Annotated in this window: 2 protein-coding genes; both read right to left on the bottom strand. The window is 61.2% G+C overall.

Annotated features, from left to right (window positions below):
• On the bottom strand, positions 1-8,490 hold an 8,490-nt coding region (locus R4P70_RS32040), incomplete at its 3' end, for a non-ribosomal peptide synthetase (RefSeq protein ID WP_317833728.1).
• A gap of 93 nt (positions 8,491-8,583) precedes the next feature.
• Positions 8,584-13,725 (bottom strand): amino acid adenylation domain-containing protein (locus R4P70_RS32035; RefSeq protein WP_411742497.1); only part of this gene is annotated, 5,142 nt, incomplete at its 5' end.

Here is a 13,725-nt window from a genome sequence, read left to right as displayed (position 1 = left end):
CAACTCCACCGACGACGCCTCGAACAACACCCGCACCGGAACCTGCGCATCGAGCGCCTGCCCCAACCGAGCCGCCATTCGAGTAGCAATCAAAGAGTTTCCGCCGAGTGCGAAGAAATCGTCATCCAGACCCACTCGCTCGACCCCGAGTACCGCCGAGAAAACAGAAGCGACAATTTGTTCTACCGGCGTGACCGGGGCCCGGAACACCGCAACCTCGAACACCGGCTCCGGCAACAACTTCCGATCCAACTTCCCAGAGGAATTCAGAGGCAACTCGTCCAAGACCATGATCGCGTTCGGAATCATGTAGACAGGTAGCGATTCAGGAAGCGCATTCCTCAGGACTTCTACGTCGATCACAGAATCCGGGACAGCGATCACATATGCGACCAGCTGATCGCCCATATCGGTGGATGCCACAGTGACCACGCACTGAGCTACCGTCGAGTGCGCCAGCAGAGCTGACTCGATCTCACCCAGTTCGATCCTCTGACCACGGAATTTGACCTGAAAATCGGTACGCCCGACATACTCGAGTTCGCCTGCGGTGTTCCACCACACCAGGTCCCCGGTGCGATACATCCGACTGCCACCGGGATTGATTTCACCGTTCGTGTCGCTCGCCTCCACAAATGGGTTCGCGACAAAACGATCACTGGTGAGATCGGGTCGCGCGACGTAACCGCGCGCCAGTTGATCACCGGCCAGATACAGCTCACCTGCAACGCCTACCGGCACCGGCTGCAACCGACTGTCCAACACGTAGACCTGCGAGTTCCACTCGGGCACCCCGATCGGAATCCCTGTTGATTCCGATCCATCGATTTCGTAGTAGGTGATCGAGACCGCAGCCTCGGTTGGGCCGTACACATTGTGCAGGCTTGCAGACGAAACCTGAGCGAATGCACGTACCGTCTCCACCGGCAACGCCTCACCGATCACGAAGACGTCCCTCAGCGACACCAACGCGTGCTCTGGAACCGAAGCCGCGAAGACGGTCAACATCGACGGAACGAAGTCCGTCAGCGTCACCCGATGATCTTCGATCAGACCAGCCAGATACGCGGGATCTCGATGTCCGTCGTGAGATGCCAGCACCACTCTCGTACCGGACAGAAGCGCGGTGAAGTAACCCCACAACGAGACATCGAATGTCGTTGCAGTCTTTTGCAGATAGACATCTTCTGTGCCGATGGCGTACTGATCCTGCATCCACAGGACCTGGTTCACGATGGCGTGATGCGAGACCGCAACGCCCTTGGGCTTGCCCGTGGAACCCGAGGTGAAGATCACGTAAGCGGCATTCACATCACGCAGTCGACCACGACGATCAACATCGGAAACGACGGAAGGCGAATAGCTCGAGAGGTCAGCAGCATCGATCAACAGCACGTCGGCGCCGTTCGGCGCTACGAAAGCGTCCCTCGTCGTCGACAGCACACAGACTGGATCGGCCGTCGTGAGGATGTGCCCGATCCGCTCGGCGGGGTGATCGGGATCCAATGGCACGTAGGCTCCGCCCGCGGCGATCACCGCGTACATACCCACTACGAGATCGAGCGACCGACGCATCGCCAAGGCCACCAACGACTCGTGCCCAACACCATCGTCTATCAGCTTGCGTGCCAATTTGTTCACACGATCGGACACCTCGCCATAGGTCAGCGACTGGCCGTCGAACACCACGGCAACAGCATCGGGCGCCAACGCAACGCGAGTGTCGAACAGCGAAGCCAATGTCTCACTGTTCCCGACGTCACGTGCGGTGGAGTTGCGCGCAGTCAACAGCGACTCGCGCTCGGTCTCCTCCAACAGATCGATGTCACCCACAGTGATCGACGGATCCACGACCACCTGCTCGAGGATCCTGGTGAACCGATCGGCGAATCCACGAATCGTCGACTCGTCGAACAGATCTGTGGCGTATGCGAACTCGGCGAACATGCCGTCTTCGAGCGCATCTTCGACACGGGGAGCGAGAGTAAGTTGAAGATCGAATTTCGCGATACCGGCATCGAACTCGAGGCCCGACACCTCCAACCCCGAAAGCTCCAACGCATCCTGGGACATGTTCTGAAAGAACAGCGCGACCTGGAACAGCGGGTGATGTGCCTGCGATCGGGTGGGGTCCAGTACCTCGACCAATCGCTCGAACGGAACATCGCCGTTGCCGAGCGCCTGAAGGTCCGTCCTCCGCGTTGCCGAGACGAGCGCACCGAACGGACTGGCGAGGTCGACAGGAGTCCGCAGGACCAGCGTATTCACGAACATACCGATCACATCGTCGAGCGCCTTTTCGCCTCGCCCTGCAACCGGAGTACCGATCACGATGTCACTGGTACCGGACAACCTTGCGAGAAGCACGGCGAGGGCCGAATGCATCACCATGAACAGCGACGCGTTCCGCTCGCGTGCGAGTGAGTCCAAGCTCGACCGAATCTTTTCGCTGACGGAGAAGCGGTACGTAGCGCCACGATTCGAGGCGACGACCGGGCGGGATCGGTCAGCTGGTAACGCAAGCACTTCCGGAGAATCACGGAGGACGGAGCGCCAGTGGTCCAGCTGAGCCGAGATCAAAGAATTCGGGTCGTCCTCGTCGCCGAGGACCTCCCGCTGCCAGAGTGCATAATCGGCGTACTGCACCTCGAGCGGAGTCCAATTCGGAACGCCGTTCGAAACCCGAGCGGCGTAGGCAACCATGACATCCCGAGTCAGCGGACGCATCGAGAACCCGTCCGCTGCGATGTGGTGCACAACGAAGGCGAGAACAAATGCGTCCGCCCCCACCTCGAACAACTGCACACGGAACGGTACCGACGTTGTCACATCGAACCCTGCCAGAGCGAGCGTCAGCAGTGCCTCTTCGACCCGAGTTCCGCCCAGAGTGACTGGGGTGAGATCAAAAGATACCTCTGAGGCAGGCAGAATCACCTGCTGACCTTGCCCACCCGCCTCGGGGTAGATCGTCCGTAGCGATTCGTGCCGATCCACCACATCCGATACGGCCAACTGCAGTGCCGACAGGTTCAACTGGCCACTCAAACGCAGCGCAATCGGAATATTGTTGACGGCCGATTCGGGGTCGAAGCGGCTCAGGAACCACATGCGCTGCTGAGCAAGTGACAACGGAATCGTCGTGGGGCGAGGTCCTGCAACTAGTGCCGGAATGTTCCCGGAACTGACGTGTGACGAGATCGCCGCCGCCAGCGACTCTACATTCGAATTTTCGAACAGGACCCTCACGGGGATCGTCGTCTCGAGCGCTCGCCCGAGCCTGGCGACCAATCGTGTGGCTACGAGCGAATTGCCACCCAAAGCAAAGAAATCATCATCCAACCCGACACGCTCGACCCCCAGAACGTCGGCAAAGACGGCCGCTACCGCCAACTCCGTATCAGTCGCGGGTGTTCGATACTCCCGCACCTCGAATACTGGCTCCGGCAACGCCTTCCGATCCAACTTACCGTTCACCGTCAGCGGAAGCTCCTCGAGCACCACCACAGCATCCGGAACCATGTACCCGGTCAAGAACTCGCTCACCCTCGTCGACACAACGGAAGCAGCAAGATCCATGCCAGCCTCGGGGATCACATACCCCACAAGACGATCACCGAGCGCAACATCCGAGCGCACAACCGCCACAGCGCCAGCCACCCCAGGCACACGCAACAACGCAGCCTCGACCTCGCCGAGTTCAATCCGGAACCCACGCAACTGAATCTGCGAATCACTTCGGCCCGCATACTCGAGCACCCCGTCGGCATTCCACCGCGCAATATCACCTGTCCGGTACATCTGATCACCGGAACCGCTGCGTCCGAACGGGTTCGCAACAAAACGACCAGCAGTCAGCCCGGGCTGGCCCACATACCCACGCGAAAGCTGTCCACCAGCGACATACATTTCTCCTCGAACACCTACCGGCACAGGGCGAAGCCGATCGTCGAGTACGAACACCGACAACCCACCAAGGCCACGGCCGATAACCGAACCGGTCGCCTTCCGAACCATCACCGAGTCGAGTGCCGAGAACGACACATGCACAGTGGTCTCGGTAATCCCGTACATGTTCACCAATCGCGGAGAACTATCGTCATGACGGTCATACCAACGCACCAATTGAGACAAATCCAGCGCCTCACCGCCGAAGATCACATGACGCAACGACAACGAACCGGCCGAATCACCAGCCATCCGATCCGCCTCGGCGAACTGATAGAACGCCGAAGGAGTCTGATTGAGCACCGTCACCCGCTCCCGCACAACCAACTCACGGAACTGCTCCGGCGAGCGAGAAGTCAGGTAATCCACCACCACAACAGTGCCGCCGTACAACAGCGGGCCCCACAACTCCCACACCGAGAAATCGAACGCGTAACTGTGGAACAACGTCCACACGTCCGAACCATCGAAACCGAACCGCGGCTGAGCATTCGCAAACAACTCCACCACATTCCGATGACTGACCGCCACACCCTTCGGCTTCCCAGTCGAACCGGACGTATAGATCACGTAGGCAATATCATCGGCACGCAACGCAGAACGACGATCACCGTCCGACACCGGCGAACCGTCGTAATTCGCCAAGTCCAACGCCATCACATCAAGAACTGGCACCTCGACATCGACGACATCACCCGCAGCGACGACGCACACAGGACGCGCGTCCCCCAACGTGAAAGCGATACGCTCCGCCGGATACGTCGGATCAATCGGCAGATAGCCACCCCCGGCCTTCACCACAGCCAACAACGTGACAACCAACTCGACCGACCGCGGCAAAATAACCGCCACCAACGACTCCGGACCAACACCCGACTCGATCAGCTTGCGCGCCAACCGATTTGCCGCCGCATCCAGTTCACCGAACGACAACCGGCGATCCTCGAACACCACAGCGGTCGACGAAGCCTCACCCGCAACCCTCGCATCGAACATCGACACCAACGTCGTGCCTGGCTCAACCTCGACACCAGGAACCATCCAAGAATCCAAAACATCCGAACGCTCGGCAGCATCGAGCAAATCGATATCACCGACCACTACCGCGGCATCCGCAGCGATCGCTTCGAGAATCACAGTCAACCGACCGGCAAAAGATTTCACCGACGCCTCGTCGAACAAATCCGTCGCATAAACGAGTGCCACGCTCAGGCCCCCTGACGCAGCAGTCGCGTCGGACTCCCAGATCGTGAACTGCAAGTCGAATTTGGCTGTCGCCGAATCGACATCAAGCCCAGAGATGGTCAATCCCGGTACCTCGAGGCTGCTTTGCGTGCTCTGCCCAAGATTCTGCATAGAGAGCATCACTTGAAACAGCGGATTCCTCGACTGCGATCGCGAGGGATTGAGCACCTCCACCAACCGCTCGAACGGAACGTCCGAGTTACCGAATCCATCGAGATCGATATCTCGAACCCGGGCGATCAAGTCGATGAAAGACATGTTGACGTCAACATCTGTGCGGAGCACGAGCGTATTGACGAACATCCCGATGAGGTCATCGAGAGCTTGATCGCCTCGACCGGCGACCGGAGTGCCGATCGCAATGTCCGAAGTCCCGGACAACCGCGCCAGCAGAATCGCCACGGCACTGTGCAACACCATGAACAGGGATGCGTTGTTGTCCAGCGCAATTCGATTGAGAGCCTGGTGAAGGTCAGGCTCGATCGTGAATGTGTGCCCGGCTCCCCGGTTCGACGCGACGCGCGGGCGCGGGCGGTCCGACGGAAGATCGAGCTGATCGGGGATACCGGCCAACGCGTGGCGCCAGTAGTCGACCTGGCGAGTGATCAGAGAATCCGGGTCGTCCTCACTGCCGAGAACTTCGCGCTGCCACAGTGCAAAGTCGGCGAACTGTACGGGCAGCGGAGCCAGATCATGCGCAATTCCCTGTGTCCGAGACACATAGGACGAAACGATGTCCTTGGTCAACGGTCCCATGGAGAACCCGTCACCGCTGATGTGATGGACGACGAACACGAGGACGAATTCGTCGGCGGTGGGTTGGAAGAGTGCCGCCCGAATCGGAACCTCGGTGGTCACGTCGAACCCCGGGGTAACGAAGTCGGTCACGCGCTCGACGATCGCCGACTCGTCTACCCGTATGGGAGTCAGGTTCGGTACCACGGCTGCAAGGTCGACCAAGCGCTGATATCCGACGCCGTCGACCTCCGGGTACACGGTTCGAAGGATCTCGTGCCGCTCGATCAAATCTTCGAGCGCGCCCTGCAAGGCATCGACATCGAGCGCTCCGCTGAGACGCAGCGCGACCGGAATGTGGTCGACTGCCGATTCTGGTTCGAATCGGTTGAGGAACCACATGCGCTGCTGCGCCAAAGACAGCGGAACCAACTCGGGGCGCTCGCGAGGGATCAGGGGAACGTGGGCCTTGCGGTCTTCTGAGATTTTCGCTTCGTCGATGAAGACGGCAAGTTCTGCGGCGGTGGGTGCGTCGAAGAAGTTGCGCATGTCGATGGAGATGCCGTGTTCGGCATTGATCCGCGCAACCACGCGAGTGGCGAGCAACGAGTTGCCGCCCAGTTCGAAGAAGCCGTCGTCTGCCCCTACCCGATCCTGCCCGAGTAGATCGGCAAAGATCGCGACCACGCCGGCTTCGGTGGGTGTCGCAGGCTCGCGGAACTCGACCGTCTTCGACACGAATTCGGGTGCGGGCAAGGCTTTTCGATCCAGCTTGCCGCTGGCATTGAGCGGAAACTCGTCCAGTTCGACGAACATGGCAGGGACCATGTAGTCGGGTAGCCGTTCACCCAGCGACGACGTCAGAATCTCTGAATCGATGCCCTCGCCGACGATGTACGCGACCAAGTTGTCACCGATCGTTTCGTCCGAATGGACGATCACCACGGCTTGGGAAACACCTTCACAATCGAGCAGTGCCGCCTCGATCTCACCGAGTTCGATGCGCAGACCGCGGAGCTTGACCTGAAAGTCAGTGCGACCGATGTATTCGAGCTGGCGGTTCGCTCCGACGCCGCGCCAACGCACCAGGTCTCCGGTTCGATACATCCGCGATCCGTCGGTAGTGCCCGGCCGAGCCACGAAACGGTCTGCCGTGAGATCGGGACGCGACACGTATCCCCTGGCCAGCTGAATCCCGGCAAGATAGAGCTCTCCTGCCACTCCTGAAGGCGACGGCCGGAGCGCGTCGTCGAGCACCAGGAGTTCGGTGTCTGCCACGGCCGCGCCGATCGGCACGGACACCTGATCTCGCTCACCGGTTTCGTAATAAGTCACGTCGACGGCAGCCTCGGTCGGGCCGTACAGATTGTGGAGTCCAGCACTGCTGACCTCGCGCAGACGTGCCGCGGTTCGAGCCGGCAACGCCTCACCGGAAGCGAACACGTAGCGAAGGGTTTTGACCTGCGCAACAAGGGGTTCGGCGACGAACACGGCGAGCATCGACGGCACGAAGTGCACCGCCGTCACTCCGCGCTCGATCATCGTGCGAGCCACGTACACCGGATCACGATGTCCGTCGGGTTCCGCGATCACCAGCGATGCACCGACCTGCAGCGGCCAGAAGAACTCCCACACGGACACATCGAAAGTGAAGGGCGTCTTCTGCAAGATCACGTCGTCGGCAGTGAATCCGTACTCGGTCTGACGCCATTGCAGGTTCGCGACGATGGCACGGTGAGAGACTGCAACGCCTTTGGGGCGTCCGGTCGATCCGGACGTGAAGATGACATACGCAGTGTTGTCCGCGCGCAGCGGCGCCAACCGGTCGGCGTCGGTGACAGTTGTCTCGGCACGACCCGACAAGTCGAGGGTGTCGACGTCGAGCGTGGGCGTACCGTGCGGCAGCACCACGGCATCGGACGTACGTGTGAGCACAGCCGTGGGCTTCGCGATCTCGAGTACGTAAGCGAGACGGTCGGCAGGATGATCCGGGTCGAGTGGAACGTACGCGCCGCCGGCCTTGACGATCGCGTACATCGAGACGAGGAGATCGATCGATCGACGCATCGCGAGACCGACGAGGCTGTCCGGTCCGACACCTGCCGCGACGAGTTCACGGGCCAGGCGGTTCGCTCGCGCGTCGAACTGCGCGTAAGTGAGCTGCGTTCCGGCGTAATCCAGCGCGAGCGCATCCGGCGTCCGCTCGACCTGCTCGTCGAAGAGTCCGGCTAGGGTCACGTGTGCGTCGGCCTCGGACGCGACCTCGACGATCGAAGTGCCGTCGGCGATGAGCCGGTCGACCACCGCGCCGAGACCGTCGGCCTCGCTGGCGATCAGCTCCGGCAGCACCGTGGAAACGACAACAGGAACCAGGGCATCCGCCCCCAATGCCCCACCCATCGCGGTGTCGAGAGTGACCAACTCGTCATTGAGTCGTCCGTAGCTGATTTCGGTTCCACCGTGGCTCAGGGCCACACGATCAGGATCTACCGCCGCAACTGCAGCTACCAACTTCGGCAGATCTTCGATCGTCAGCGACTGCGGTCCCGGAATACCGACGGACATCTACACTTCCTCCAACTGACTTTCGTGAAGTGCGCCCCGGCCGAGCACAGCGTTCTGCTCGGCCGGAGGCGTTCACTGGGCAAATACTGAATGTTACCCGGCCGTACCCCCACGGCCCGCTGACACCGACTGTGCGTCAGCTATCACCGAGCTCACAAGTGTGGCGAGACCGTCGACGCCAAGTGCCGGCAGGATGCCCGGAACAAGGCCGGCGAGCGACACCGAAACCAGTGCATCGGGAGCCAGAGCAGCGCCCATGGCGGTACGCATAGCAACGAGTTTGGTCGACAACTCACCGAAGGTGACCGCCTGATCACCGTGGGTGAACGCAATTGCCTCAGGATCGGCGGCCGCCGCCGCGGCTGCCAGTTCGGGCAGATCTGCCGCGGACTTCGGCTCGGCAGCGCTCGCTTCCTCGCGTTCCTGATCGGTCACGATGTCGATCGTACGAATCACGACCCCGGGATCGGTCACCAGTTCTTCGAGCACCCGCCCGAATCGCGCCGCGAAAAGAGCGATGGTCGATTCGTCGAACAGGTCGGTCGCATAGGTGAAACGCATCCTCAGCCCGGACAGCACCCCGGCATCGTCGAATTGCTCGATACCGGTGAGCTGCAGATCGAACATCGCCTGATCGAAACCGCTGTCGACCGCAGAGAGTTCCAGGCCTGGGAGTTGGAACGTACCAAGAGCCATGTTCTGGAATGTGAGCATGACCTGGAAGAGCGGCGAGTATGCGTGAGAGCGCTCTCGCCCCAATTCGTCGACCAACCGCTCGAACGGTACGTCGGCATTGGCGAATGCCGACAAGTCCTTGTCCTTCACGTGCCCCAGAAGGTCGACGAAAGTCGAAGCAGGAGCGATCTCCGTTCGCAGGACCAAGGTGTTGACGAACATCCCGACAAGATCGTCGAGAGCCCGCTCACCTCGACCCGCGATCGGCGTACCGATTGCGATGTCGTTCGATCCACTCATCTTCGCCAGCAGCACGGCCAGGGCAGTGTGAACCACCATGAAGACTGTCGAGTTCTGCTCCCGTGCGATCGTCGCGAGCCGGTCCGTGGTCTCGGAATCGACGGCAAACTCGAATTCCGCACCACGCATGCTCGCGCGCGCCGGCCGCGGCCGGTCGGTCGGCAGTTCCAGAAGCTCCGGAGTGCCCTTGAGCTCGTTCACCCAGTACGCGAGTTGACGGCCCAGCTGACTGTCCGCGTCCTCCGGCGATCCGAGGACATCACGCTGCCACAGCGTGTAGTCGGCGTACTGCACCTCGAGCGGAGCCCACTCCGGCGTCTCCCCGCCGGTACGTGCGGTGTACGCAACCATGGTGTCTCTGATCAACGGAGCCATCGAGAAGCCGTCACCGCTGATGTGGTGAATGACAACGACGAGGACCCGCTCGGATTCGTCGACCTCGAAGAGACGGATTCGCAACGGAACGGCTGTCGTGACATCGAAGCCCTCGCGAACTGTGTCAGCCACCTGCTCGGCGACCGACGCTTCGTCGGTTGCGATCACCTCCAGTCCCACCGTCGCTGCGGAGCGAGGCAGGATCATCTGAACCGGTCCGTTGCCCCGGTCCGGGTATACCGTCCGGAGCACTTCGTGACGCTCGATCAGATCCGACACCGCTGAGTGAAGTGCGTCGACATCGAGTGCGCCGGACAGCCGGATCGCGACCGGGATGTTGTACGCACCCGAGGTCTTGTCGAACTGATTGAGCACCCACATACGTTGCTGCGCCAACGACAGCGGGATCTCGTGCGGACGCACCTGAGCCACCAACGGTGGGCGGCCACCAGATCCCGCGTGTTCGAGAACCCTCGACGCCAATGCCCCGACAGTCGACGCCTCGAAGATCACGCGGACCGGAATCTGCGCGTCCAACGCCTCACCCAGCCTCGACACGACCTGCGTCGCGACGAGAGAGTTTCCGCCGAGCTCGAAGAAGTCGTCGTCGAGTCCGACCCTCGCCACACCGAGTACGTCAGCGAACACACCCGCCACGATCTCTTCGACGGGGTTGGTCGGCGCACGGAATTCGGTCGCCTCGAATTCGGGGTCGGGCAGGGCTTTGCGATCGACCTTGCCGTTTATGTTGAGCGGTAGTTCGTCCAAGACCATCAATGCCGCCGGCACCATGTAACTCGGCAACTCAGCCACAAGAGTCCGCTTCAAGGTTTCGACATCGATGCTTTCCCCGCTTTGAGGAACGACGTAGCCGACAAGTCGATCACCGGTACGCGCATCCGACTTGGCCACCACCACAGCGGAGTCCACGCTGGCCTGCTTGCGAAGAAGCGCTTCGATCTCACCGAGTTCGATGCGGTAGCCACGGATCTTGACCTGGAAGTCGGCGCGCTCCACGTAGTCGAGTTCGCCGTTCTGCGTCCACCGGACGAGGTCGCCCGTGCGGTACAACCGCGAACCCGCGTCACCGAAGACGTTGGCCACAAATCGTTCCGACGTCAGATCCGCGCGCCCGTGATAGCCGCGAGCAAGCTGGGCACCGGCGAGGTAAAGCTCCCCGGTGACTCCGACGGGGACCGGATGCAAACGCGTGTCGAGCACGAACACCTGCGTGTTCCATTCGGGGGCACCGATCGGCACCGACGTCGTATCGTCCGAACCGACGACGTGCGCTGTCACCGAGACCGCGGCCTCGGTCGGACCGTACAGATTCACCAACTGCGCGTCGCTGAGTTCTGCAAACTCGGTGGCCGTCGCGGCCGGCAACGCTTCACCGATCGCGAGCACCTGACGAAGCGATTCCGGAAGACTATTTTCCGACGCCGACTGCAACATCGCGAGCATCGACGGCACCACGTGGAGCGTCGTGACCTTCTCCCGCGTCATCAGGTCGAGCAGGTAGCTCGGGTCCTTGTGACCTTCAGGTTCGGCGATCACCAGTCGTGCACCGGAAGTCAGTGCCGACCAGAACTCCCAGACCGAGAGGTCGAAGGTTGCCGCCGTCTTGAGCACCATCGCATCGGATCGGTCCAGGCCGTACTGATCGCGCTTCCAGAGAATCTGGTTGACCACCGCCCGATGCGAGATCGCGACGCCCTTCGGCCGCCCCGTCGATCCCGACGTGAAGATCACATAGGCGGTGTTGTCCGCTCGCAGTGGAGCACTGCGATCCCCATCGGTAACCATCGCGTCCGCGTAGGACGCGAGATCGATCGTGTCCATCTCGATCACAGAATCACCGAACGCCGGATTCTTCGCAGTGGTCGAGGTAGTGAGGACGCAGACCGGATCTGCCATGGTCAACACGTACTCTATGCGATCGGCCGGGTGGTTCGGATCGATCGGTACGTATCCACCACCTGCCTTCACCACCGCGTACATGGCGACCAACAGTTCGACCGATCGCTCGATTGCCAACGCGACCAACGACTCAGGACCGACACCGGTTGCAATCAGATGGCGTGCGAGACGGTTGACACGTGCATCGAACTCGGCGTAGGTCAGCGACGTGTTCCCAGCGACCAATGCCACCGAACCTGGGTTCGAACCGACCTGCTCGTCGAACAGTTCGACCAGAGTGGCTCCCGGGACGGGGTGATCGGTGTCATTCCAGCGGTTCAGGATCCGGTCGCTCTCGGACGAATCCATCAGCGCGAAGTCGCCTACGGTCAACGACGGATCCGACGCGATCTCCCCGAGCAATCGCACGAATCGATCGGCGAAGTCCTGCACGGTCGACTCGTCGAACAGATCATGCGCGTAGCTGAACATCGACGTGATGCCGGCTGCAGATCCGTTGGCGTCGTAACGATCACTGACGATCAACTGAAGATCGAACTGCGCGACCCCATTGTCGATATCGACGCCCTTGACGGTGAGTCCCGGAAGCTCAAGCCCTCCGGTTTCCATGTTCTGGAACAGGAAGCCGACCTGATAGAGCGGATGACGAGCGGTCGAACGCGGAGGGTTGAGCACCTCCACGAGTCGCTCGAACGGAACGTCCGAATGTGCGAACGCTTGAAGGTCGGTCTCCCTGACACGTCCGAGCAGGTCGAGGAACGGCGCACCGCTGTCGATCTGCGTACGGAACACCAAGGTGTTCACGAACATGCCGATGAGATCGTCGAGTGCCCGCTCACCGCGTCCGGCAATGGGCGTACCCACCGCGATGTCCTCGGTTCCGGACAGTCGAGCCAACAGCATCGCGAACGCAGTGTGCGTGAGCATGAACAGCGTCGAATTGTTTGCCCTGGCAAGACCGCTCAGCCGAGCATGCAACTCTGCATCGATATCGAAGTGCAGGTAACCGCCGCGGAAGGATTGCGTCGCGGGGCGCGGCCGGTCAGCTGGAAGTGCAAGCTGATCAGGCAGCCCGGCGAGAGCATCGCTCCAGTACGCAATCTGCTGCGAAGCGATAGATCCCGGGTCTTCCTCACGGCCCAGCACCTCTCGCTGCCACAGGCTGTAGTCGGCGTACTGAACGTCGAGAGGAGCCCAGGACGGTGTGTACCCGGCAACCCGCGAGGCGTATGCGGTCACGACATCTCGAGCGAACGGTGCCATCGAGGAACCGTCGGCGGAAATATGATGAATCGCGACACCGAGTACGTATTCGTCGGAAGCCAACTGGAACAACCGGATACGAATCGGGATCTCGCGGGTGACGTCGAAGCGCGTCGACGCCAGCGCGACCAACTCACCTTCGAGTTCGTCCACGCCGGTCGGTTCTGCGACGATTTCGTCCGACCAACTCGATACGGGCTTGACGACCTGCACCGGACCGTCTCCGATTTCCGGGTAGACGGTTCGAAGTGATTCGTGCCGCCCGATCACATCAGAGATGGCCGCGCTCAGCGCCGAGACATCGAGATCACCCTGAAGGCGCAGCGCCATCGGGATGTTGTATGCAGCTGCGCTCCCGTCGAATCGGTTGAGGAACCACATACGCTGCTGCGCCAACGAAAGCGGAATCCGCTCTGGCCGCTCGACAGCGGTTAGCGCGACTCGCCCACCCGAACCGGTCCGGCTTTCGGCATGTGCCGCGAGATCCTGCACCGTGGACGCTTCGAACAGAACTCGAACCGAAAGTTCGGTATCGAGAGCATCGGCGATTCGCTTGATCGTGCGAGTGGCGTTGAGAGAGTTGCCGCCGAGCTCGAAGAAATCGTCATCGAGACCCACCCGATCAACACCCAACACCTCGGCGAACACCGACGCAACGATCTCCTCCACCGCCGTCACCGGAGCCCTGAACACCGCGGCCTC

The sequence above is a fragment of the Rhodococcus sp. IEGM 1241 genome (assembly GCF_033142365.1).
GTDB classification, from domain to species: domain Bacteria; phylum Actinomycetota; class Actinomycetes; order Mycobacteriales; family Mycobacteriaceae; genus Rhodococcus_F; species Rhodococcus_F erythropolis.
This window is presented reverse-complemented; position numbering and strand designations above follow the sequence as displayed.